Source organism: Paenibacillus sp. FSL R5-0345 (assembly GCF_000758585.1).
Classification (GTDB): Bacteria; Bacillota; Bacilli; order Paenibacillales; family Paenibacillaceae; genus Paenibacillus_AQ.
The window spans coordinates 1,351,489-1,375,221 of record NZ_CP009281.1 but is presented as its reverse complement, the minus strand read 5'-3'; the positions used below and the strand labels follow the sequence as shown (position 1 = coordinate 1,375,221).

The window sequence follows — 23,733 nt, the reverse complement described above, 5'->3', positions numbered from 1 at the left end:
ACTTAAAATTCAAGTAACCAACGTTCGGTATTTGCCGTAATTACGCGGAATGTTTGGACTTCCACTCCATTACTCTATACCAATACTTCAGTTCCTCTAAACCTAGCTCATCACATTCGCTACTTTCAAAAAAATTGAAAATCATTTTATTTATTTTTATATTAAATAAATATCGGCATCGGATCTTCTTTCAGATTGTTCTCCTGGATCCAGCTTCGCTCATCATTAAACAGGTAAGCCCGATGCACTAGGACTGAGATGTCCTGCCCCGGCTGTAATGTTTCTTTCTCCAAGGAACGGTAAGTGACCAGTTTATGACCATTAACTTCAACCTCAACAAGCCATTCACTTCCACGGAAATGCAAATGCTTTACGACCCCTTTTTCCGTAGCTGAAGCCATCTTGAACTCATGCAGGTTACCCACTTCAATATACTCAGGACGAATAAGTGCTTTGGTAGGTTTACCGTCTCCAGCGCCTTTAAAGCCCTTCACCTCAGAAGCATCTTCAATCAGTGTCGACTCCCCGATAAAAGTTGCCACAAATGGTGTTTTAGGCTCCTTATAAATATCCCAAGGTGTACCCTTTTGTTCCAACTGTCCTTGGTTGATGATCATAATCTCATCTGCTACTTCTATCGCTTCGTCTTGGTCATGCGTTACAAAGATCGAGGTGATACCTACACGCTCAATCAGCTCACGTAGCCAAGCACGCAGCTCCTGACGGATCTTCGCATCGATAGCTGCGAACGGCTCATCTAAGAGCAGTAGCTGTGGCTCAGGTGCGAGCGCACGAGCAAAAGCCACACGCTGACGTTGTCCACCAGATAGCTGATGCGGATAACGCTTCTCGAAGCCTTTTAACCCCGTAAGCTCCACCAGTTCCATAACACGGTCACGAATCGCAGTTTTGCTGGCTTTTTTAACTTTTAATCCAAACGCAATATTATCAAAAACAGTCATGTGCTTAAATAATGCATAGTTCTGAAAGACGAAGCCGATCCCGCGCTCCTGAGGAGGAAGATTGTTAACTGTCTGACCATGAAAAATAATCTCGCCATTATCCGGTGTTTCCAGCCCGGCAAGCATACGCAGAATTGAGGTTTTACCGCCACCACTCGGGCCAAGCAGTCCGATCAGATGACCTTTTGTAATGGTGAAATTGACGTCCTTGACCGCATGAAAATCTCCAAAATGCTTATTTAATCCCCGCACTTCAACATGCATATTACTGCACTTCCTTTCTTCTCTTGGTCCATTCCATCAACAACAGTAGACCTGCGGAAAATGCAGCCAGAACTAGCGCTATTCCTCCAGCAGCCGTTACATTAAAATTCTCAACATCCTGATAGACTAGCGTCGTTGCCGTCTGGGTTTTGTTCATAATGTTACCCGAGACCACGAGCACCGCGCCGAACTCTCCTAGTGAACGCGCCACCGTAAGGATGACCCCATACACAACCGCCCAACGAATCGAAGGCCAAGTCACCTTCCAGAAAATAGTCCAGCCACGAGCGCCCAATGTAGAAGCAGCCTCCTCCTGCTGTGATCCAATCTCCTGTAGCACCGGCATCACCTCACGCACCATTAAAGGAAAGGTTACGAACAAGGTGGCAATGATCATTCCGGGAATCGCATAGACGATCTTCAGCCCAATCCCTTCAAAAATCGCACCCAATGCACTATCTGGACCCAGCAACAGGACAATCATCAGCCCGCCAATAACTGGGGACACAGCATAAGGTAAATCAACAATACTGTTAAGCAAGCCCTTTAGACGTCTATTTATCCAGTTCGCCCGAACAAGATACAGAGCCATCATAATTCCGAACAAAGTATTTAATAACGTTACTACTATCACAACAAGCCCAGTCATCATAAGCGCATGCAGCGCTTCAGGCCTAGTCAGAGCATTCCAGAAACCACCGAATCCTTCACTAAAAGCACCTATAGCCATTTTTCCTAGGGGTGCAGCTATTAGCAAGAAAAACACCAAGTAAGTGAGTCCGATCCACAATTTTCTCATGAGCGTCTCCCCCTCATCTGCAGCATATTAATGAGCCAAAGAATGAGAAAAGATAAGGTCAAGAGAATGACAGAAACCGCTGCTGCGGAAACCGGATTATCACTTTCAACTTCACCAAAAATAAAAACAGAAGATACGAGAGTACGACCTGGAATATTGCCTGCTACGAGGACTACAGCACCGAATTCAGCAAGTGCCCGCGAGAAGGCAAGCATTCCACCGCTGATCATCCCAGGAGCCATAGAGGGGAGAATAACATGCCAGAAGACTCTAGTTCCCTTGGCACCCATTGTATAAGCCGCTTCCTCCTCGGAAGGATCAAGTTCCTCCAGTAAGGGCTGAACCGCTCGAATCACGAAAGGAAAGGTTACGAAGACCATAGCAATTACAATTGCCGGCTGATGAAAAACAATTTCAAAACCAAGCGCTTCTGCAGCCTTGCCGATAAGACTACCAGGCCCGAGCAAGAGCAAAATCATCAAACCACCAACTGCTGTCGGCAGCGCAAATGGCAAATCCACAAGACTGTTAAGCAATGCTTTACCCATGAAATGATAACGAATAAGAACCCAAGCAATCATTGTTCCTAAAAAGACATTAATTAAAGTAGCGATGATCGCCAGCTTTAAGGTTAACAGCACCGACTTCCAGGCAATCGGGTCGCTTATGCTTTCCACAAAATTACCGAAACCCAGTGAAAAAGAGTTGTAATAGACCCCAAGTATAGGCAGCACGATCAATACTACAAAATAGAGCAAAATTGTCGTTCGGAAACCCCAAGTCCAACCTTTGTGTCTAAGCAGCGAATTCAATGATTTTGCCCTCCCACCTCCGGCTAACCGGTCGGTATACTAACCAACAACTTCATTAATTATTCCTATTTATATACTTGGTTTTATAATATTACTACTTTACCAAATCCTTCTCGCTGCCGTCAATTACTTTCAAGTGAATTTGGGGTAAAATATATATAATAAAGTATAGGAAAAAGTGGCACATCACAGGAAGGGGAATGATTATGCTGCATACACTGGAGATTACTACAACGAAACGGGATGAATTACGGGATATTACTCGTGAAGTCATTTCTTTTGTGAAAAAAAGCGGAGTGCAAAGCGGTGTGATCGTAGTTTATTGTCCACATACCACCGCAGGAATTGCAATCAATGAGAATGCAGATCCTGACGTGAGGCATGATGTTCTGATGCGTTTGGATGAAGTCTACCCTTGGGAGCATCCGAAGTATCGGCATGCTGAAGGCAATACTGCTTCACACCTTAAATCTATTACCACAGGACCTTCCCAAAGTATAATTATCTATGATGGTGAAGTATTACTCGGACGTTGGCAGGGTATTTATTTTTGTGAGTTCGATGGACCAAGACGAAGACAATGTTTCTTAAAAATTATTGAGGGATAAACAATATACAAATGGCCGCTCCGTTATGCCCCGGAGCGGCCATTAAAATATAACTAGAATTAAATATTACTTTGACCAAGCAGAGAAGCAGTGTTATACCAATGCACAGCTTTAAAGTATAAACTTATAAAAAAAACAGCATGTTAAAGGCTGCGACATAAAACCTTGATATGAGCTGATGCTGCCTCTTTTACATCCTCAAATGATACTTTATCTTGGATATAATAAGAAATAAATCCGTGAGCGGATAAGAACAAGGTTAGCGGCACGTTCTGCCAATCCTCGGACACATATCCCTCTTCCTTCATATGACGGCGTACAATACTTGAGAATAAATCAAAACATCGTCCCTGCTCTGCCCTACAATAAGCCAGTAGCTCTTCATCACGAATCATGAACATTATCTCATATTGATAAGGATGATCTATTCCAAACCGTATAAACTCCATAATCAGCTGCTCTACTCGAGTCATGCCTTCTTCAGGTGGCTTATTCATTACTTGGCTCAGTAAAGCAGCCACATGATTAAAATCTTCGACAACAATGGCGTAGAACAACTCCGCCTTCTCTTTGAAATGATAATAGAGAGAGCCGTGGCTGTACCCCAAATGCTGACCGATGCTTCGCATTGAAATCGCTCGATACCCTTTGGTAATAAACAGATGCCTAGCGGCCTCTAATATTCTTTCCCTCGACAACTCCTGCTCCACTGCTCTCCTTGCCATATACCTAATCCCCTTCGCTGTAGTAAATCCGCCGCCCTTCCGTTACCAAGGCTTGCCCTTGGGTTAGATCTGTTATCCATGCCATAAATGCGTCTCCCTCATCATTTCGCGGTAAACATAACAACGTTACTTTATCGGTGAACAAAGTCTCGCCGGTTTGAATACCTCTTCCCCGAAGTTCGTTCTCAACCTTGCCTAGCCAAGTGTACTCAATTTCTACGAATACCTCTCGTCTTAGCACACGGGTGATCACTTCTCCTGCTTCAAGCGCAAGCACTGCTCCATCCGTATAAGCTCTAATCAGCCCTCCGGCACCCAGCATAATGCCTCCGAAATAACGGGTAACAACAATTGCGACATTTTTAACTCCCTGGTTGCGAATTACTTCCAAAATCGGTTTGCCTGCTGTTCCACTCGGCTCCCCGTCGTCCGATTGCCTCTGGATTTCGTCTCTCTCCCCAATCACATAAGCAGAACAGTTATGCGTTGCGTCCCGATGTTTCTTCTTAATGTCTTCGATAAACAACATTGCTTCTTCTTCATTCTCAACCGGCATAACATGACCAATGAAGCGAGATTTGCGGATTACGACTTCCTTGGAGGCGGAAGAGCGCACCGTCCGATATTGTTCTAACATAATTATTCCAGTCCTTATATACATATGATGTCTTCATATAATGTCAGGAGCAGTCCCCGGTATTGGATTACCTATGGACTGCTCCTGGTGACTTACACTAGTATGAATGGTCTCTAAAATACTGCTGCAATACTATTCTGTAAGTCTTGCTTCCAGCTCTGCCTTTTCTTTTTCGTAACCCGGTTTGCCAAGCAGCGCGAACATATTCTTCTTATATGCTTCCACGCCTGGTTGGTCGAATGGATTAACACCGAGCAGGTAACCGCTGATGCCGCAAGCTTTTTCAAAGAAGTAAACCAAATAACCAAATGTGTATGGTGTTTGATCAGGAATAGTAACGATAAGGTTAGGTACTTGACCATCTGTATGCGCAAGCATTGTACCTTGGAAAGCCTTCTTATTTACGAAATCCATAGTCTTTCCTGTTAAGAAGTTCAAGCCATCCAGATCATCTGGATCGTTCTCAATGGTCACATGATGAGCCACTTGATCAACTTGGATCACCGTTTCAAAGATATTACGGTTACCTTCTTGGATAAATTGACCCATGGAGTGTAGATCCGTAGAGAAATCAACGGAAGAAGGATAAATACCTTTGAAATCCTTACCTTCGCTCTCGCCAAACAATTGTTTCCACCACTCGGATACAAAGTGTAGGGAAGGCTCATAGTTAACGAGAATTTCAGTTGTCTTACCTTTACGATACAGAGCATTACGAACTGCAGCATATTGATAAGCTTGGTTAGTAGCTACATCCGGATTATTGAACTCATCCGCAGCGGCAGCAGCACCTTGCATCATCTCTTCAATGTTAATACCTGCTACAGCGATTGGAAGCAAGCCTACAGGTGTCAATACGGAGTAACGTCCGCCTACATCGTCTGGAATGATGAAGGATTCATAACCTTCTTCAGTAGCCAATTTCTTAAGGGCACCTTTTTCCTTGTCTGTAGTAGCGTAAATACGTTTGCGAGCTTCTTCCTTGCCATATTTCTTCTCCAGAGCTGCGCGGAAAATGCGGAAAGCAATAGCTGGCTCAGTTGTAGTTCCGGATTTGGAGATTACGTTCACGGAGAAGTCTTTGCCTTCTACTAGATCAAGCAAATGCGTGATGTATGTAGAACTGATGTTGTTACCCGCGAAATAAACTTCTGGAGTTTTGCGCTTATCTTTAGAAAGGTTATTGTAAAAAGAATGCGAGAGCGCTTCAATCGCTGCGCGTGCTCCCAGATAAGAACCACCAATACCAATTACAATCAGTACTTCGGAATCGCTCTGGATCTTCTTGGCAGCTTGCTGAATGCGTGCGAATTCTTCCTTATCATAAGCTGATGGAAGATCAATCCATCCAAGATAGTCGGAACCTACACCAGTCTTATTATGCAACTGTTCGTGTGCTAACTTAACTGGAGCGGCAAGGTTGTCAATTTCTTGTTGGTTGAAGAAAGAAAGGGCTTTGGTGTAGTCAAAATTAATCTTCTTAGACATCGGTAATGGAAACCTCCTGTTTATCTCTTTAAATTTGAAACCGCTTGTTACAACTTTATAATTAGGATACTTTAATTTGCCTTGACTGGCAAGGTCTTAGGGCACATCCCGGGCTTTAGAACCAAGTTTTCGAAAGTTTCATGGAAGCGTTTCCCGCGTCAATAGGCATGGCCGAGCTGTGGTGCTAGCCTAAGTGCCGTGATAGAATGAAGAAAACGGAAGGTGGCTATACAAATGAAACAAATCGGTTTTATCGGACTTGGAACAATGGGAGCGCCAATGGCTTCCAACTTGCTTCGCGGCGGCTTTCAGGTGACGGTGTACAACCGTACGGCAGCTAAATCTAAACCTCTTGAAGCAGAAGGTGCTCAGACTGCTCTTACACCACGTGCTGCCGCTGAAGGTAAGGATGTTATTATTACCATGATCAGTAATGATGATTCGGTTCGTGAAGTGTTTTATGGTCAGGATGGTATTCTCGATGCACTTAAGCCAGGCGGCTTGATTATTGATTCCAGTACCATTTCTCCGGGACTAGTTCACGAAATCGCCACTGCTGTAGAAGCTCGCGGCGGACATTTTCTAGACGCACCAGTAACTGGTAGCAAACCGGCAGCTATTGACGGAACCTTGGTGTTCATGGTTGGCGGCAGTGCTGAAGTTATAGAACAGCATCGCGATATCTTCGATACTATGGGCCGGCTACTCCTGCATATGGGCGACAACGGTAGCGGCGCTGCAGCGAAGCTGGCACATAATGCAATGGTTGGCATTCACAATGTCGCTCTAGCTGAAGGCTTCTCCATCGCTGTCAAATCCGGTGTGCCTGCCGATAAATTCCTGGAGCTTGTTAAGAATGGCTCTGCGGGCAGCAAGCAAGCCGAGCTAAAGGGTCAGAAAATTATCGATAATGATTTCAGCAATCAGTTCTCTCTTGGTCTTATGCTGAAAGATCTTAAGCTGGCTTCCTCGCTAAGCGACTCCACTGGCGTGCCTACCCCTATGCTCGGTGTAGCTAAGAGCATGTTTCAGGCAGGATTCAACCACGGCTTCGCTGATGAGGATCTGTCCGCAGTGGTCAAATCCTATGAAGAATGGATCGGGCAGAAAATCGGCGGTAAAGCAAACCAGTAATAGATACAAGATTCATATCGAAAAAAAGGATTATCAAGCATGAACGGCTTCGACGTCCTTATCAGGACGGTAAGCGTTTATGCGAGAAATATAAGGATAAAGTATAGTGTGAAACTTATATTTTATCCTTATATTTCTAGAAGGGGTCTCCAGCCAAGAATGAACTTGGCTGGAGACCCCTTTACTGTTACTGCAAATATGTATGTACTACTATGGAGTAGTTATAAAATCAGGTTGTTCTTCGCCGGTTATTCCGGTGTCAATTGCCGGTTCCTGCACAGTCTCTTCTATCGGCCAAACGAGCTTTGCCTCACGTCCATCAATCCACCAGCTCCCGCTCGGGGTAGTGGCTAATAACCAGGTGCCCCATCTTCCCTTGACCTGGACGGACTGCGGATTGAGAGAGACCACTTTAGGAGCGTAAGTATCTGGGTACTTATAAGCAGGTATACTTTGCTGGAATTCAGCATTCGCAAATATTTCCTCGACGATAACAAGCTTTCCCGGAGAAGGATGAATCCATCCCAGTCCTTCCGCTGCTTGAACCTGATACCAATCGCCCTTCTTCGCAATCACTTGAAGCATTTGCGGCTGCAGATTGATACCTCCTGTTGAAGCTCCAATTTTAGTATAAAGTTCCGTTCCCGACAGCAAACTCATGGATCGCTGAGGATATTGAGGCTTCTGCTTATTCAGCCATAAGGAATAGGATTGTAGCGCAGAGTAAAGCCCAACCTCTTTATTCTCTGACCAGATCTTATCAAACTGTTTTAAGGGAACATTGGTCTCCCCCACATAACTTGCAATTTCAATTGTGAACCCGGGACGGCCATACTTCTGAATGAACCAATCTTTATAACCACCCCCGGAAGGATTCTTCTCCGGAGCTACCAGAGAATAGCCTGTCAGATTACCAAGCGTCCGAGCTATTGTTTTGTCGCGGTTAAGATTGCTGCTGAGAGAATTAAAATTCCAAAATATGATTTCACCAGAGCTGTGATATGAAATTGTTACTTCCGGATCAATTCTTTCCGTCAATTCCATCATCATCTGCACTTCAGAGGTTTCAGCTGGCTTCTTCCCTTTATAATTCTGATACCAAGGAGTTGAAGCCGTATTCTTTATGGTGTTCCAGTTAGCCGGATATTGACGGTTAAGGTCAATTCCCTGCATATTTGCTTTCCAGCGAGTAAAGTTTGTGCTGTTCCCATTATATTTTAACAGCGTTTTGGCCACATTGGCTGGAAGCCCTTCAGTGCCCTGTTGGGATAAAGTAACGCCATCCGGATTAACCATCGGAACGATCCAAATGCTGACTTGATCAAGCAAACTGCGTACGTTATAGCCTCCTATTTTCCCATTAGTTTTATAAGCCTGGGCATACGTATCGAGCATTTTCATCAATAAACTAGTTGTCATCCACTCTCTAGCATGATGCGAACCGTTAAGAAATAGCACTGATTCTCCTCTGCCTAACTTCACCGCCCACAAATCCCGTCCATAAGGAGACTGCCCTAAAGATTCGGACATTACCAGATCAGGGTATTCCTGCACTAACCTCTCAATATCCCTTTTCATTAAGTTATAAGAATAGACTTGATTGGGATTCACTATATTCGTTGCTGCCTGAACCGGCGCTGCTGTTACGAATACAGTTACCAGCAGCACACAACTGAGCAACAATAGTGTAATCTTATGTATTCCCTTGCGAAAATCTGTCTTTCTCATGTTGTCATCTCCTATATCTGTCTACTGATAAAAATATCAGTCTACTAAATTGATATTGGAAGTATATGAGAATGTCATATTTTAGTCAATAAATTAATTATATTAATCTTTTTTAAATAATTGCATATTTTCTTTTGATTTTTTGCTCTATCCTGGGTACACAAAAAGAAGTATCCCGGCTGCCGAGGCAACCGGGATACTTCTTCATTTCTATACTTTGAATTACAATACTGGGTAAGAACAGCAATAATCAGTTACACCGAATACTTCCAACGCAAATTTTGAGTTTCCAGGAACATTGAACGTCTCCGCTCCCTTAATCTCCTGCCATACTTCGCTGCCGGGTAGCAGCACTTTAAGATCACCGGACAGAATCTCCATAATTTCAGGACCATCCGTACCAAATTCATATACACCAGGCAACATGATGCCAAGTGTCACCTTAGTTCCATCCTGTAAAATTACCGTACGGCTGGTTACTTGTCCGCCATAATATACATTGGCTGCTTTTTCAATCGTTGCGTTGTTAAACTGACTCATTACTTGTTCTCCCCCTAATGATTATTCAGTTAATTACAGAAGTGCTTTCACACGGCTAACTACATTCTCAACAGTAAAGCCGTATTCTTTCATTACTCTGTCGCCAGGTGCGGAAGCTCCGAAAGTAGTGATGCCGAGGATATCGCCTTGGTCACCAGTGTAACGTTCCCAGCCGAAGGTTTGTGCCATTTCGATAGCAAGACGAGCCTTAACTCCTGGAAGAATTACGGAATCACGGTATTCCTTATCTTGTTTTTCGAACAGATCCCAGCTTGGTAAGCTGATTACACGAACATCAATACCTTCTTCAGCCAAAGCAGCTTGTGCTTTAACAGCCAGTTGTACTTCAGAACCAGTTGCGATCAGTTGTGCTTGTGGAGTGCCATTCTTGGAATCAGAGACAACATAACCACCACGTTTGATGTTTTCACGAACGCCATCAACGGTTCCTGCAAGAATCGGCAAGTTTTGACGAGTCAGAACCAAAGCAACCGGATTCTCTTTGTTTTCCATAGCATAAGCCCATGCTGCAGAAGTTTCGTTAGCATCAGCCGGACGAATAACTGTCAGACCTGGGATGATACGCAGGGAAGCCAATTGTTCGATTGGTTCATGCGTAGGACCATCTTCACCGACTGCAATACTGTCATGTGTCAGTACATAGGTTACTGGCAATTTCATGATCGAAGCCAAGCGAATAGCTGGACGCAGGTAGTCTGTGAATACGAAGAATGTTCCTCCGAATACTTTAAGACCCGTGTGCAGTGCAATACCGTTCATCGCAGCTGCCATACCAAACTCACGTACGCCGAAATAAATATTGCGGCCATCATAAGATTCTGAAGTGAACGATGTTAAACCATTCAAATGCGTCATAGTGGAGCTTTCCAAGTCAGCGGAACCGCCCACAAGCTGAGGAACGCCAGCAGTCAGACCGTTAAGTGCACTACCGGAAGCGACACGAGTCGATACGGCTTTATCTTCAGTAGTGTAAGTTGGAAGGTTAGCATCCCAGCCTTCTGGAAGATCGCCGTTGATTACGGTTTCGAATTGTGCAGCAAGCTCTGGATATGCTTTTTTGTAAGCTGCAAATTTTTCGTCCCATGCTTTGTTAGCTGCGATTCCGTTTTTCTTCACTTCTGCAAAATGAGCACGAACTTCATCAGGTACATAGAAATCTTCTTCGTATACCCACTTGTAGAAATCTTTAGTCAGCTTAGCTTCTTCTGCTCCAAGCGGGGAACCGTGAGTACCGCCATGGCCGCCTTTACCTTGTTTGTTAGGGCTACCATAACCAATTACAGTTTTCACTTCGATCAAAGTCGGTTTGCTAGTCTCAGCTTGTGCTTCAGCAATCGCTTTGGCAATCGCAGGAAGATCATTTCCGTCTTCAACGCGCAGTACTTGCCAACCGTAAGCATCAAAACGTTGAGCTACGTTCTCGGAGAAGGAAAGGTTCAATTTACCATCAAGGGAAATATCATTTGAATCATACAATACAACCAATTTGCCCAGCTTCAAATGACCAGCGAGTGAAGCGGACTCAGAAGAGATCCCTTCCATTAGGTCACCGTCACCACAAATAGCGTAAGTATAGTGGTCAATCACTTTATGTTCATCTTTGTTGTAGGTAGCGCTCAATTGCGCTTCAGCCATAGCCATACCAACAGCCATACCAATACCTTGTCCAAGTGGACCTGTAGTAGCATCAACACCAGCGGTGTGACCTACTTCTGGGTGACCCGGAGTCAAGCTGCCCCATTGACGGAAATTTTTCAATTCTTCCATAGGAAGATCATAACCACTAAGGTGCAACAAGCTGTAAAGAAGCATAGAACCATGTCCTGCGGACAATACAAAACGGTCACGGTTTACCCATGTCGGATGATCAGGGTTGTGTTTCATTGTTTTTGCGAACAATTGGTAACCCATTGGTGCAGAACCCATTGGCATACCTGGGTGACCGGAGTTTGCTTTTTCAATGGCGTCAATCGCCAAAGTACGAATCGTTGTAATGGACAGGTTATCTACAGTTGAGTTTTCTTCCTTTTGAATCGCTTGTTCTTGTTCACTCATTTAATAGTTCCTCCTCTGAAATCTCAAGAATGTCATTTTGACTCTTATTGTATCATTAGTGTGGAAGCAATTCCAATTGTTTTTAAAAACTCTTTATTTCAACAGCTTATGTTTTGCAATATCGACGTATTTATATACACACAAGAACTATGAGACAAGCCAAAATTGCACTAGTCTATGGTCTAGTTTTTAATTACGACTAAAGATTGTTTTACAATGCTCAAATATGCAGTAAGATGGAGTTAGTTAAGCATAATTTTCATGCATTATCCAACATTTCCTAGTGGAAAGGAACTTTGAACATGAGTTCGAATAAGGACATCTTTATCGTGCTTACCGGTACAGGTACGGCCTTTAGTGGTTTTATAAAGTGGTTTACAAAAGCCGATCTGAATCATGCTTCGATCGCCTTTGACTGTGAACTGCGGGAGGTATACAGCTTCGGAAGAAAAAAAATGCACAATCCATTCGTGGCAGGTCTAATTCAGGAGAACTTTATTGACCCTTTCTATAGCAGTGCGAATTGTTCTATTTATCAGTTGCGTGTTAGCGCTGAGGAATACGATACGATGTACAATCATGTCCAAGGGATGATGCAAAATCAAGAACGTTATAAATACCATCTTTTAGGATTAATCGGTGTGCTTCTGAATATTAAAATCGATAGAGAAAATGCTTATTTTTGTTCCCATTTCGTTGCCTCTTTATTTGAAGAAACTGCAGTTCAGCCTGTGAATAAGCCTTCCTGCTTCGTTACACCGGAAGATTTCGCTCTTTCACTCTGTGCACATAAGATTTTTACTGGCAAGCTATCCTATTATTTACGTAGAGCTCAGAGAGCATCTGCGCGCCCATCCTCTTTACCATTACATACTACTTCGGTCGCCGCACGAATGATGCGGATGAATGAAGACCGGACTGAAGGGGTCGTATAAAAGGTTTTAGGCTTGTGAAAAAGGACGAAGTGGAACGTAATTCCACTTCGTCCTTTTTAATTAACCCTCAAATAACAAACTCAACCATGTACTGTTTGCACATGAGGGCATAGCCCAACGATTGATATAGTGTAATTGCACCGATATTCTCTTCAAGGACATTTAAATACACATTGGAGGTAACCCTTCTTCCCGATCGGGTGAGCTCTGTGCATATCTTTTTTCCGTAGCCTTGCCTTCTCCATCTTACATCCGTTCCGATGTTGCCCAATTCAACGTAATCCTCGCTATAAATATGGTATCCCCCTACCGCAATCAGCTCACGTTGTTCCATCACACCATAGAACGGATACTGTAGTTCTTCTTTTGAAAAAGCCATTGTATCTAAATCGGCCATTTTAGACTCAATAAGCTCAAAATTAGAGGGGCCCAAATGTACAACACTTGTATCCACCGGTGGTAACGCTTCTTGATGGATATGCTTCATTAGAAGCAATTTCTTGGGAGACTTAACAAGCTCAAGCTGTGAAGCAAGTAGAGCCATAACTTCTTCATTAACGATTACACTACCGACAGCATTGTCAGGTAAATTCAGTTGGTCTTTCATAAATGAAAGCACGGACCGGAGACAAAATGACTTCTCCACAGGGAATACGGAAAAAGCATGGAACGGGAGCCCCCTTAAAAAGGCCAGTACGCCGAGCAGCTCCCCCTGGTCTGTAAACTGTCCATAGTGTACCGAATTATGCTTACGAGCTGTAAGGTATGAATAGTATAAAAAATGCTGTTCTCTATTAATCGAACTCAAGATTGATTTCATTTCCGCTGGTATTAATTCTCGAATCATTTACCTACCCCTATCAATGTTTAATACATTGCTTCAACATTAACATGATACCAAGAAGTCAGCAAAAAAAAGAGATGGGATAGATGATATAGGGTCCTACTCTACTTAATCCGATGACTCTGGAAATACTCCGACCAATCCGATGATATAACAACTGTAACGGTATCCGTTTTGGTGTTGTACACATTCTGAGCCGTAAAGGTAAAAGTAACCGGACCATCTGGTAGCTTTTCAAATGAACTATCGTACAATTCACCTGTCCAGAAGATTTTATCATCGTTAGTTGGGCTGAGCTGCGTAGTGAACTCTCCGTTCATGGTCACTTGCACAGTATCCGGGAGACCTGTTGCTGTACCTTGCAGAATAAAACGCTCTCCTGCCCAAAATACGTTGTAGCCTCTTGGACTCTCCTCATTTCCGCTCTTTTTCAAGTTATAACCTTTACGGTTGTTGTTCCACTCTTCGGTGTGCTTCACTACACCTTTTATACTTAATAGATTCACCATAAAGTATTTACGTGCAGAAACATTGCTCCAGCTGAATCCGTCAAAAACTTCAACCTCGACGGCATACTTCTCGTTCTCGATTAGTGAACCAGCTGGAATCTGCCATTGCTTAGCGCTTGATACTTGTTCACCGGATTGGACCTTGATTGCACCGGTGGCCAAGTTAATAATCCGCACCTTACAGCGTTGCTGCAGATCTCCATCCTCATCTTGATAATCCCATTTAATGATTGGTGTGAGTGTACTTGCGATTGTGGGATTTGACGAGTCCATACTGGTTGGGTACGTTATCGAAACTGTAGGTATACGGTTGACTATGGTAACATTCTGGGAAAGATCTCGATATAGCCCTAGAGAATCTGTTACACGTTGTCTAAACGTAAAGGTACCATTGCTGCTAAATTGCTTGGTAAAGTCATTTTTTACACTTGCGAGAGCTTCTGAACCATTTGATGTTTTCAGATAATACTTAAGGCTAATGCTATCTCCTTTAGGCTCATCCTTGTCCGTAGCCGTACTTTTAATATTCAAAACATCTGTACGGTAGATCGGTTCCTTTGTAGCATCTCTTCCCGTATCTGTGATTAGCGTGAATCCCGGCTTAGGAGCATTATCGATGATGAATGTTTTTTCATTTGATACATCTGACCATGAAAATTTGGAGTATGCTCGACCTTGCACTGTAAAGTATTCAAACCGTTCAAATGTATTATTTGGGATTTGATATTGTCTGAGCAATCCTGAAGGATCCGGATTTTCTATAGTGGAGACTAATAGACCATCCTTCGCAAAGAACTCTAACCTGTATTTCTCCTGTGAATCATTTTCCGGATCCGCGTAAGTCCACTTGATTAATGGATCGCCTTGGTCCGAGTCTATCACAGATGGGTTTGTTGCTGTACCTAGAGGACTAGTTAAAGTCATAGAAGGTGCCAAATTCTCTTTCACTTGGACTTGCAATCCAGCGATATTCGACTTATCTCCTATCTGATCGATTGCCCAATGTTCTAGCGTATATATCCCCGGATCTGAGAAGGTAAGCGTAATATCGCGAGTAAGATACGATTTCACTTCACCCGTACTGTTCGTTACTTTCCAGTAGTATTCTAATGAGCCTTGATCTGATGTATCTTCATCGGTATCGCCTGACGTAAATTGTTTTGTATCATACTGATTTACGGATGAAGGTCCGTTAATCTTAGCAACAGGAACATGATTCTTAACCATAAATGTGCGCGTCGCATAAGAGCTTAACCTTCCATCAGAAGCTGTGAGCTGCATTTCCCAACCGTCAGAAATGGCTTTTTTATGTGATATACCGTTACGATTAATAAGATCACGAATGGTCATTGATTGATAACGGTTGTTTCCTGCCCAGTAGTTGGGAGAGTCATTAAATTTTGTATTCCAGGCATAAGATAGAACATCTCCATCTTCATCGGGATCTGGTGTTAAGTTATCCATTGTGATAATCGTATCGCGGTATATTTCGTTAGGCATTGTAAATGCTGCAGCCGGTGGATGATTGACTACCTTTACATTTTGAGTGTACCAATCTGACCACAAGCCACGATTATCATGTACTTGTAGATTGAGTTGATAATTCCCTTCACCGAATGATGCGATATTCGGCGGTGTTGTTGCTCCACCCCAATGTTCCCATACTTTATTCCATCCGTCTTTGATTACAGTCCAGTAATATACATCTAATGGATCATTATCTGGATCGAAAGACTTATCAATAATGGTCGTAGATTTACGATAAGAAACGATATTCGGATCAACGGTAAATAATGCAACGGGTGGTAGATTAACAGACGCATTCCCCACAATACGTTGACACCAATCACTCCATACACCGATTCCATTATCTCCATCCACATCACGGACTCTTAAACGAATGTCGTAACTGTCTTTCTCAAAAACTCCCCCAGGTGGCTGCCCGTCGATCCACATCTCATCAAAGGACTTTTTATATTGCCATTGCCACTGCATAATCCCTTTATCCGAACTTGTAATATGGTCTAAATCATAGGAAAAGTCTATTAATTGAACATTTCCATTGATAAGTCTTGCTGAAAAAAGCGCTATTGGCTTACGGTGAACTTTAAAACTCATCGTAGATGCGGCATCTCTACTCCACATCTGATATTCAGCAAAGAGAGCATCCCTTTTCGGTATATCCTTAGCTTGATAACTCACGACATATTGTCCGGTATATGGAAATGAAGTGTAAAGGCTTGTCCTCCATAATCCCGAATCCCCTAAAATACCCATTGAGTTATCAAAGTAATTGGGATCATGATCATATCTCACTCGATCAGCGTATTTAGCATCTCCCTCATAGTCTTCATAGGTGGTACCGCTATTCTCGATAGGACTATTCACGAGGACAAAAGCGTTTCGCTTAAGTCTATTGGTAACTTTAAAAGTCATATTCACAGATTCCGACAAATTCGCAGGATCAGCTACTTTTACAGTCATCGTATAATCCCCTGGAGGAATAGAGTCACCTATAGCATCTACAGGAATAGAGAAATACTGATATCCTTTCGTTTGAGATACTACCGTCTTCCTATAAAATACATTGGGTATCTCCGCACTTACGATAAGATCATCATTATCTGGATCGTGGACATATCCCTCGATGTTAAGTGTATTGCGTCCAGGCTCGTTCTGCAGGACTTGATTATTAGGTGTATTTAACGAAATGGTAGGTGGACTGTTCGGTATTAAGGGGTATACAAATCGAATGGTATGACCAAAAGATATTAAAGCATAACCATTTTCTGGTGACAAACCGCCCGAGTTATGTTGATAGCCTATCCGTAGCGAGTATTCTATAGATATCCCTTTGGGTATACCATCAAAAACATTTGAACCAATCCAATTTGAATAAGGTGTATCTGTTGCTAAATTAATTTTAGTATCAACGACATTTGGTTCGGTATCGTATCCTTTGAAAAACAGTTTTTCAAGTGGTTTAAACATGACATATTGACCATATTCTCCAGCTGGACAACCATACGCGTAAGTCGGAAGATTTTGAGACATTGCCCCCTCACTTATTGCGCCAACACACATAGTTGTACCTTGGACTATACTCGACGAACCACTTTCTTTATGACGAGCGATAGTTGCTTTTGAAGTAAATAATGCATCTGGACTAATATCAAATGTTAATTGTTTGGTTGTTTTATTGTATTTAATGTTAGTAAGCTTTTGATTATTTATAGTTATATTTGAATCTCCGTAGTTCCATCCTGCATCATGGTACTCGGAGTAAGCAGGAATGTTAACATCCTTATAATTGACGATATTCGGATCACCAGTCGCAGCTTCTACGGTTTGAATATATATGCTCTGACTAGGCATTAATCCGAATAATAAAGTGATTATAAGGACTAGAGAGAACATTTCTTTTATTTTTTTCATTTAAGCACCTTTCTACCAGGACCAATCCACTTCTGGCGCTCGATTTTTCACTTCTACTACTCTTGAGCTTAGCTTTTGGCCATCTGAATTTGTAGATTTCCGATCAGCTTCTGTCACAAACTCATCAATGGTTGGTTGACCAAATTCTTCAAAGACAGTAAGTCGGACTTCATATTTCCCTACCTCACTCAGCTCTAAATTCAAACGATCCGCATTTTCATTACTAAAAATCACCCATTTTTCTCCTTCAAAGCTGCCATCATTATTAGAATCATAACGATACTCCCATAATCTGCGGCCGATTACATCTTTGTCAGAAGAATATGAAATATCATCTAATGAAACAACCGCTTTGTTCCCAAAGTCGGGACTTCGATAGACTACTCCTGGTAGAGTAAAGTAATTATACGGTACTTCATCTGGAACGATATCAAAAGTAATCTCACTACTATCTGAGTAACCAAGTGTGTTTTCTACATAAATCGTAGCTTTATATTTACCGGGTTTCTTAAATAAGACGTCTTTGTTTTCAAAATCAGATAGTGTGCCACTGTACTTTATATCTGCATTCGTCCCACCAGAAACAGCAGTAATCGTAACTCGCGTTTTACTCGATACTAAGGGAAACCGTGTTGGACTCTGGCTTCTATTGAATAATGTCGTTTTACGATTTTGTTTAAGTGTTCCTTCTATGGCTAACCCTGCTGATGGTTTCGGCTCAGTGACGGTAATTTCTCTACTCGTACTCCCCGTTTGATTTTCATTGTCTACAACTGTGAGCGCGATAGGGAATGTTTGACCAACTTGTTCAGGTGTGTACCACACATAACCTTTTGAAGCATTACCGATCTCTCCTTGCGCACCCGAATTTTCCCACACGTAGATATTAATATATCCATCTGGATCATAGGATGCTGCACCGCTAATTAACGTATCATCTCCTGCTTTGACATATCTCGGCGCTGAAATTCTTGCTATAGGTGGCTTTCCTTCCGGAGTTGTTGGATTCGTTGGTGGTGGAGGAAACGTAACTGTGGGATTGTTTTTATAAACACCTGCCGAAATCTGTAGAGGTTGTTCCAGAGAGGTGATGGTTCCATTCTTTGTAACGATCGGCTTTTTAAAGCGGACGAGAACGGTTAAAGCATATTCCTGAGTAAAATGTTCGCCCGTAACACTCGATTTTTTAATCTCAAAATCAAATAAAGTACTCACGTTAAATGTCTTTGCAGACTCCTTTTTCGTTTTGAGTGTATTATTCCTATCTTTCTCTTTAGCATAGAACACCCACTCATCAATGTTTGAAGCATCATTGTATCCTTGCAGCTGCCCCATTAGTGAAATTTGAACAGGTTCATCTTTATCTCCCAATTTCGTAGGATTGGGATTAGGTTTGTTTAGAGTTACCGTACCGGTAAGAGTTGGTTCTGTAGGGAGAGTGTAGTCGAAGTTCACAGTGCCAGCGTAGCTGTAAGAAGTTACTTTGGCACTGGCTGTGAAATAATAAGGAAGCAATACAAAATACAAGCGTCCTTCTACCCATTGTCCCTTATCAAAACCATCTGAAACTTGTTCTGGCCGGACATTCGCCGAAGGCACTGTATAGGTAATAATAAACTTATTGCCATCCTTGATTTCGCTTGTACCAGTCGCTCCAATAAGATTTGATCTTTCAACTCTGATACTAGACTGAATGACACTACTAGCAGATATTATTTCTGTTCCTCCCTTACCAAACCATACTAATCCCCTATTAGAAATATCTGATTTTGTAACTACGTCCCTTTTGGGCGGTTCACCTGATGGCATGAGCGAATCTGCAGCGTTGACGTTATAACTATCGTTCTTTCCCAGTTCAGGTTTGTAGTTATTGATCTGCCACCTTCTACCATCCGCATAACGCCAGATGGAATTACCAGGTTGGGTGATGAATTGTTCTTTATAATCTCCATCGTATCCTTCTACCGAAAATGTTTCAGACTTTTCATTCCCCTTCAAAGTAACTTTCACCTTACCATTTTCAAGTGTAATTGCACCGATAGTACTGTTATTGCCGTTATATTTAAGCGTACCTGTCTTGATCGAGGCGCTTGATACCCCACTAGGAAGGTCTAAATAAAATGTCTTCGCGCTATTGATCGATCCCGTCAAGCCCGTTGTAATTGGTACGCTCAACGTTATAGATTTCGTGTCGGCTGCCTCTGCAGGATAAATAAAGAAAGGGAAAATTAAGAACAAGCAAAGAGCAAAAGAATAGATATTTTTCATTGTATTTACCTACTCTACTGGACGATTAACGATGTATTTCGACTCAGAAGCACCTTTATATTTTGCTTTAATGTAGAACCAGTTGAAATTCCCACTATAAAGATAAGCTTGATACGTACTTAACTTTTGCCCAGGTGCTAGACTCCAATCCCATACAGCTTCATTACTATTTGGTTTGTAATAACTGGCTTTAGGCATTGTAGGAGCCGTCGGTTCATCACCAAAAAGTAATCTCCACTTTTCGCTTAAGTCCGTTACATTCTGCCGAATCATGTCCCTACTCTTATTCTCAACCGTAATCTTTGTCCAAATAAAATATTTTCCTGTACCTTGGTAGTCGTATTTCTTAATTAACCCCTGTGCATCTTTGGAATTAATATCATAGATCATTATCTTCTCTAACGTATAACTCAACCCACCCACCGTTACCGTCACAGGCAGCTCCACTTCTTTCTTCAGACCAAATTTACTCAGATTATCCCTCATAATAGGCATCGGCGTTGCTGTTGGTTTCACGCTTGCTGTAGGTTTTACCGCCGCTGTTGGCTTAGCAGTAGCTACTGGTGTAACCGCTTCCGCATTTGCAACCACTCCCTGCCCCAATACTGCACCCAATAACATTGTTGCTGCCATAGTCGCCTCTACAATTTTCTTCTTCATCCCCAAATCTCTCCCTAGTCTCAATTGGATTTTCCCTACTTATTGAACTTATACTCCTGAACTGCTGGTACTCTGATTGGCTCTTGTGTTTTGGCTCTGGAGATCAGCAGCGGATGTTCCGTCTCAATGACGGCAATAACCGAGGGACCCTCTATGTATTTGGTAATGCCATATTCACTATCCTCGTATAAAAGCGGAAAAGTCACTCCAGCAGCATCATCAACAATATCGAACTTCACGATCTTTACTTGATTCTTAAAACGGCTGCCCATTTTGGGAGAAAGACCGTTATCAAGTCCAAGATTCGCCTGTAAGGCATGCTGAAAAGTATCGTATGCAAGCGTGGGATCGATAATTAGACGGCCTTGCGTGAGTTCAATCTCATCTAACTCCTGCGCGGCATCGTGAACAGCGATATTGTTTGCATCTTTTAGCATGCTGCGCAGCATGTCCCACTCCTGATTCTGAATCTGAAAGAACCAGGAGTAGATAAAGATCAGTAGGACAAATGCCAGCTTAATAATGTAATCCATAAATTAGGCTCATCCCTTAATCAATCGAGATATTCACTCATAATTGACCCATGCCCATAATATCGGGTAGGCTGCGAAACCGTGGAAAAGTTATACGGAAACAGATTTATTCGCGGTGCCGTTACAAAAACATCTAGTCGTTTTTTTCGTTCCTGAACAGTGTCCGTGCTGCTTGTGATTTCTATGGAACCCTCCGAGAACCCAATCGCCTTAAGATTTGAAATCACTTCATTCCGCATAGATGCTGTGACCATCCCCTCCGTTGCTGCTTTTTGTGTGATGTAGGACGTATTAGCTTTGACCTGCAAATCTAGCAGATAATCAATATAGGTGAAAATGGGCTGCAGGATAATAAACAGGACAAGCCACATGAATAATGCCCGGAGGACGGTCTCCTTCAATAGAAACGCCTCCTCCTAATATTGCTCTACTTGCTTAGTATGTGTGATAATATCGTCCTGACTGCTGCCAATGATATGCGTGGCTACCGTAATGAACATCCCTGCGATGACAAAACCAATGGCTAGAAACATTGCTATGGAGATCGAGTCTTTTTTCATAATTGAGTTAAACCGAAGTGTGGGTTAAGACCCAAGCAACTGCAGTTTGGCTGGAATCCAACGGCTGAATTAAGGTTACACCCGGGATATCCGGTCTATTATCATCCGTATCATTAATTACATCTTGCACCAAAGGAACTAAAATCGCGATTACGATGGCCACGCACAAAAATCCGATAGCGATAAACAAACCAGTAGAAATAGCATCTTTTTTAATTGTTAAAATCTCCCTTTTATTTTATATTTTTTAAATAATATTGAATATACAATTTTTCACTGGAACATGCCGACCCCATTAAAATTCCCTTTGATCAGCAAAATGTACTGCATCGCCATCGCGACGATCATCAAAAAAGTAGCAATCGATGGGATAACGTTAATAATCGTCGATAAATCACCGATAAAAGACCATTTTTTTAAATACTGATCACTGGAGATTTTGGAGATGATCTTCCCTTGCTCACGTAAATAATTAGCAGCTTCTGTGTCGTCGTCCATCCCCTCAGTAGCCAGCAGAATGGAACGAATGTCATTAATAAAACTATGGTCATCCGGAAACTTGGCACAAAACCATTCAATCGCCCCCTCCACACCCTCATCTACTGCTCGTTCTGACAACTCGTACAAGTCCTGACGTATATATTGAAAATGTCCAGCCGTACTCCCGCAAAAAGTGCCAAATTGTGCATATCCACGCTTGCGTAGCCGATTATTCTCGTATAGACGAATGAAAGAGATGAGCTCACCGTCTTTTTTAATAACCGTCTTTTGATGAAGCCATGCAAGTACCCAGCCAAACGGAAGATAGCGCATCGGACTGCTGATTACGAGAATAAGTAGAGCAATTAGAGGATCATAGATCGAAAAGGTGTCGGAGCGTATAAAATCGCTGATGACTTGAGTTATTAAATAAATCAGCGCTGCTGAATAACGGAAAAGCGTAATTTTACGAGCTGAAATCGATAGACCAGAGTCATTCAATAATTGCTGAAGTCTATCCCCCTGCACCCGTTCCCCAAGCTTATTCCACCGTAGTCCTAATCGAACAAGATATCTCTCCTGTTTACTACTGCTGCTTACAAAGACAAGTAATGCGACATATACAATCCCGATTACAGTAACTAATAGTAACAATCTGTCCATAGCTCATCACCTTAGTGGTAGTCCAGTTTAGGTCTGGCGAGAATAGTACTGATCACAAAAGAAATAAAAAGACCGGAAATGATCACCATTAAAAAGGAAAGCCCTACTGTAGTCTCAAACTGCAATTGGAAATAGACATCAGGCTTCAGCATATACATAAAGGTTCCAACCGTAGATACTAGCACCAATAGATTCCCGTATAAGCCAAGGCTGATCGCATCTCTACTGCCCGCTTTTACAGTCAAAATCGTATCCCTCTGTTGCTCCATAGAACGGTTTAATAGCATCAGCGAGCTTTTTAAATAACGGCTTCCTTCCTTCTCGGCATAGAGCAGATCCGATATAAACTCCAAAGCGAAAGTAGTGCCAATCGCACCGGAAAACCTTCCGGCTTCCTGGGCAAGCTCCTTCTCATTACTGTAATTAGAAAATGCAGCCCCTAGCAGCTTCAATGGACCTTTCAGCACATTCTTATCCGTAAGAAAATCAGCTGTCCGATCAAGAATGGAATCTACCGACAAATGAGTGAATTTGGTAGAGATCTTGACTACATCAAGTAGATCGTAGCTTCCGTGCACCTTCCTCTGTGCGTAGATGTATCTCATACGAAAATAAGGAATCATCGCAGAAATCACAGCCATAAAAAACGGAAATCTCCAAGCCTCTTGGATCGACTGTCCTTCATTAAAGGTGATTCCATCCAAAAACGGATTGTTAAAACTAAGTCGCCCAGGAAGCTCACTGATCGTCAGTAGTCCTGATAGAAAAACCGCAATAAATACTATTACTGTACGCCCGACAAAACGCATAACACTTACACCCGGCTCATAGTTTTGATGTACAAAATACAGAGAATTATCTAGATGACGGTAAAGCCACAGCCTTTTTTTTACTGAGCTAACCCTTTTACCAAAAATACTCATCTTATATTTGATCCGAAAATCTACTTTCTGACTCACCTGCCATAAATGCCGTTCAATTAGTGGTTTAATGAGCAGCCACATTCCCCACACAATCAATAAATGGAGGATAAAACGAAAAATATACAATAATAGATCCACAGTTTCACCCCC

22 protein-coding genes are annotated in these 23,733 nt (G+C 42.4%); 3 read left to right on the top strand and 19 right to left on the bottom strand.

All coding sequences use genetic code 11. From position 1 onward, the window contains the following. Positions 1-161: 161 nt before the first annotated feature. From R50345_RS06140 to cysT, 3 genes are read right to left on the bottom strand one after another with little or no spacing between them, the layout of a single operon-like run. The gene (locus R50345_RS06140; RefSeq protein ID WP_042124940.1) at positions 162-1,226 is read right to left on the bottom strand and encodes a sulfate/molybdate ABC transporter ATP-binding protein; all 1,065 of its coding nucleotides are present in this window, start codon (positions 1,224-1,226) and stop codon (positions 162-164) included. A gap of 1 nt (position 1,227) precedes the next feature. After that, a complete protein-coding gene (locus R50345_RS06135) occupies positions 1,228-2,025 on the bottom strand; it encodes a sulfate ABC transporter permease subunit (RefSeq protein ID WP_042124938.1) in 798 nt (265 codons plus the stop codon). Continuing rightward, positions 2,022-2,837, bottom strand: coding sequence for a sulfate ABC transporter permease subunit CysT (gene cysT, locus R50345_RS06130; protein WP_042124936.1), 816 nt, complete (start codon positions 2,835-2,837; stop codon positions 2,022-2,024). The genes R50345_RS06135 and cysT overlap by 4 nt, the downstream gene beginning before the upstream one ends. 206 nt (positions 2,838-3,043) lie before the next feature. On the opposite strand from cysT, the gene R50345_RS06125 reads away from it, so the two are divergent. Further along, positions 3,044-3,445: a secondary thiamine-phosphate synthase enzyme YjbQ gene (locus R50345_RS06125; RefSeq protein WP_042124934.1), complete on the top strand. Its 402-nt coding sequence runs from the start codon at positions 3,044-3,046 to the stop codon at positions 3,443-3,445. A 143-nt stretch (positions 3,446-3,588) separates the two neighbouring features. On the opposite strand, the gene R50345_RS06120 is transcribed toward R50345_RS06125, so the two are convergent. The 3 genes from R50345_RS06120 to R50345_RS06110 all read right to left on the bottom strand — a co-directional run bounded on the left by R50345_RS06120 (position 3,589) and on the right by R50345_RS06110 (position 6,295). After that, positions 3,589-4,170, bottom strand: a complete 582-nt coding sequence (locus R50345_RS06120) for a TetR/AcrR family transcriptional regulator (protein ID WP_042124932.1) — start codon at positions 4,168-4,170, stop codon at positions 3,589-3,591. 4 nt (positions 4,171-4,174) lie between these two features. Next, a complete protein-coding gene (locus tag R50345_RS06115; RefSeq protein WP_042131918.1) occupies positions 4,175-4,807 on the bottom strand; it encodes a YigZ family protein in 633 nt (210 codons plus the stop codon). Positions 4,808-4,939: 132 nt separating this feature from the next. Then, on the bottom strand, positions 4,940-6,295 hold the full coding sequence (locus R50345_RS06110) for a glucose-6-phosphate isomerase (RefSeq protein WP_042124930.1): 1,356 nt from the start codon (positions 6,293-6,295) through the stop codon (positions 4,940-4,942). Positions 6,296-6,529: 234 nt separating this feature from the next. On the opposite strand from R50345_RS06110, the gene R50345_RS06105 reads away from it, so the two are divergent. Next, on the top strand, positions 6,530-7,429 hold the full coding sequence (locus R50345_RS06105; protein ID WP_042124928.1) for an NAD(P)-dependent oxidoreductase: 900 nt from the start codon (positions 6,530-6,532) through the stop codon (positions 7,427-7,429). A 210-nt stretch (positions 7,430-7,639) separates the two neighbouring features. Here R50345_RS06105 and R50345_RS06100 read toward each other — a convergent pair whose 3' ends face one another. The 3 genes from R50345_RS06100 to tkt form a co-directional block, all read right to left on the bottom strand. Beyond that, positions 7,640-9,157, bottom strand: coding sequence for a M14 family metallopeptidase (locus R50345_RS06100; RefSeq protein WP_052414495.1), 1,518 nt, complete (start codon positions 9,155-9,157; stop codon positions 7,640-7,642). A gap of 222 nt (positions 9,158-9,379) precedes the next feature. Continuing rightward, positions 9,380-9,697, bottom strand: a complete 318-nt coding sequence (gene ppnP / locus R50345_RS06095) for a pyrimidine/purine nucleoside phosphorylase (protein ID WP_042124925.1) — start codon at positions 9,695-9,697, stop codon at positions 9,380-9,382. A 33-nt stretch (positions 9,698-9,730) separates the two neighbouring features. Beyond that, positions 9,731-11,773: a transketolase gene (gene tkt / locus R50345_RS06090; RefSeq protein ID WP_042124923.1), complete on the bottom strand. Its 2,043-nt coding sequence runs from the start codon at positions 11,771-11,773 to the stop codon at positions 9,731-9,733. Positions 11,774-12,075: 302 nt separating this feature from the next. Here tkt and R50345_RS06085 point away from each other — a divergent pair, with 302 nt between their 5' ends. Beyond that, positions 12,076-12,708, top strand: coding sequence for a hypothetical protein (locus tag R50345_RS06085; protein ID WP_042124922.1), 633 nt, complete (start codon positions 12,076-12,078; stop codon positions 12,706-12,708). Positions 12,709-12,775: 67 nt separating this feature from the next. On the opposite strand, the gene R50345_RS06080 is transcribed toward R50345_RS06085, so the two are convergent. The 10 genes from R50345_RS06080 to R50345_RS06045 all read right to left on the bottom strand — a co-directional run bounded on the left by R50345_RS06080 (position 12,776) and on the right by R50345_RS06045 (position 23,721). After that, entirely contained in the window at positions 12,776-13,315 is a 540-nt protein-coding gene (locus R50345_RS06080) for a GNAT family N-acetyltransferase (RefSeq protein ID WP_231574060.1), read from the bottom strand. Between the two features lie 341 nt (positions 13,316-13,656). Continuing rightward, positions 13,657-17,496 (bottom strand): hypothetical protein, encoded by a 3,840-nt coding sequence (locus R50345_RS06075; RefSeq protein WP_042124919.1) that lies wholly within the window; start codon positions 17,494-17,496, stop codon positions 13,657-13,659. Positions 17,497-17,508: 12 nt separating this feature from the next. Further along, positions 17,509-19,671, bottom strand: coding sequence for a hypothetical protein (locus tag R50345_RS06070; protein ID WP_156114736.1), 2,163 nt, complete (start codon positions 19,669-19,671; stop codon positions 17,509-17,511). 102 nt (positions 19,672-19,773) lie between these two features. Continuing rightward, positions 19,774-20,424 (bottom strand): hypothetical protein, encoded by a 651-nt coding sequence (locus R50345_RS06065; protein ID WP_042124915.1) that lies wholly within the window; start codon positions 20,422-20,424, stop codon positions 19,774-19,776. A 35-nt stretch (positions 20,425-20,459) separates the two neighbouring features. Next, entirely contained in the window at positions 20,460-20,957 is a 498-nt protein-coding gene (locus R50345_RS30165) for a hypothetical protein (protein ID WP_052414494.1), read from the bottom strand. Positions 20,958-20,977: 20 nt separating this feature from the next. Next, a complete protein-coding gene (locus R50345_RS06055) occupies positions 20,978-21,358 on the bottom strand; it encodes a hypothetical protein (protein ID WP_042124914.1) in 381 nt (126 codons plus the stop codon). A gap of 15 nt (positions 21,359-21,373) precedes the next feature. Further along, a complete protein-coding gene (locus tag R50345_RS31165; RefSeq protein ID WP_156113062.1) occupies positions 21,374-21,517 on the bottom strand; it encodes a hypothetical protein in 144 nt (47 codons plus the stop codon). Positions 21,518-21,524: 7 nt separating this feature from the next. After that, positions 21,525-21,680: a hypothetical protein gene (locus R50345_RS31160; RefSeq protein ID WP_156114735.1), complete on the bottom strand. Its 156-nt coding sequence runs from the start codon at positions 21,678-21,680 to the stop codon at positions 21,525-21,527. Between the two features lie 110 nt (positions 21,681-21,790). Then, entirely contained in the window at positions 21,791-22,660 is an 870-nt protein-coding gene (locus tag R50345_RS06050) for a hypothetical protein (RefSeq protein WP_042124912.1), read from the bottom strand. 11 nt (positions 22,661-22,671) lie between these two features. Further along, a complete protein-coding gene (locus R50345_RS06045) occupies positions 22,672-23,721 on the bottom strand; it encodes a hypothetical protein (protein ID WP_042124910.1) in 1,050 nt (349 codons plus the stop codon). Positions 23,722-23,733: the final 12 nt, after the last annotated feature.

Excerpts from the sequence above, each read along its gene's own strand:
- R50345_RS06140 (WP_042124940.1), bottom strand. The coding sequence starts at position 1,226 with ATGCATGTTGAAGTGCGGGGATTAAATAAGCATTTTGGAGATTTTCAT.
- R50345_RS06135 (WP_042124938.1), bottom strand. The coding sequence starts at position 2,025 with ATGAGAAAATTGTGGATCGGACTCACTTACTTGGTGTTTTTCTTGCTA.
- R50345_RS06125 (WP_042124934.1), top strand. The coding sequence starts at position 3,044 with ATGCTGCATACACTGGAGATTACTACAACGAAACGGGATGAATTACGG.
- R50345_RS06120 (WP_042124932.1), bottom strand. The coding sequence starts at position 4,170 with ATGGCAAGGAGAGCAGTGGAGCAGGAGTTGTCGAGGGAAAGAATATTA.
- R50345_RS06115 (WP_042131918.1), bottom strand. The coding sequence starts at position 4,807 with ATGTTAGAACAATATCGGACGGTGCGCTCTTCCGCCTCCAAGGAAGTC.
- R50345_RS06110 (WP_042124930.1), bottom strand. The coding sequence starts at position 6,295 with ATGTCTAAGAAGATTAATTTTGACTACACCAAAGCCCTTTCTTTCTTC.
- R50345_RS06105 (WP_042124928.1), top strand. The coding sequence starts at position 6,530 with ATGAAACAAATCGGTTTTATCGGACTTGGAACAATGGGAGCGCCAATG.
- R50345_RS06100 (WP_052414495.1), bottom strand. The coding sequence starts at position 9,157 with ATGAGAAAGACAGATTTTCGCAAGGGAATACATAAGATTACACTATTG.
- ppnP (WP_042124925.1), bottom strand. The coding sequence starts at position 9,697 with ATGAGTCAGTTTAACAACGCAACGATTGAAAAAGCAGCCAATGTATAT.
- tkt (WP_042124923.1), bottom strand. The coding sequence starts at position 11,773 with ATGAGTGAACAAGAACAAGCGATTCAAAAGGAAGAAAACTCAACTGTA.
- R50345_RS06085 (WP_042124922.1), top strand. The coding sequence starts at position 12,076 with ATGAGTTCGAATAAGGACATCTTTATCGTGCTTACCGGTACAGGTACG.
- R50345_RS06080 (WP_231574060.1), bottom strand. The coding sequence starts at position 13,315 with ATGAAAGACCAACTGAATTTACCTGACAATGCTGTCGGTAGTGTAATC.
- R50345_RS06075 (WP_042124919.1), bottom strand. The coding sequence starts at position 17,496 with ATGAAAAAAATAAAAGAAATGTTCTCTCTAGTCCTTATAATCACTTTA.
- R50345_RS06065 (WP_042124915.1), bottom strand. The coding sequence starts at position 20,424 with ATGAAGAAGAAAATTGTAGAGGCGACTATGGCAGCAACAATGTTATTG.
- R50345_RS30165 (WP_052414494.1), bottom strand. The coding sequence starts at position 20,957 with ATGGATTACATTATTAAGCTGGCATTTGTCCTACTGATCTTTATCTAC.
- R50345_RS31165 (WP_156113062.1), bottom strand. The coding sequence starts at position 21,517 with ATGAAAAAAGACTCGATCTCCATAGCAATGTTTCTAGCCATTGGTTTT.
- R50345_RS06050 (WP_042124912.1), bottom strand. The coding sequence starts at position 22,660 with ATGGACAGATTGTTACTATTAGTTACTGTAATCGGGATTGTATATGTC.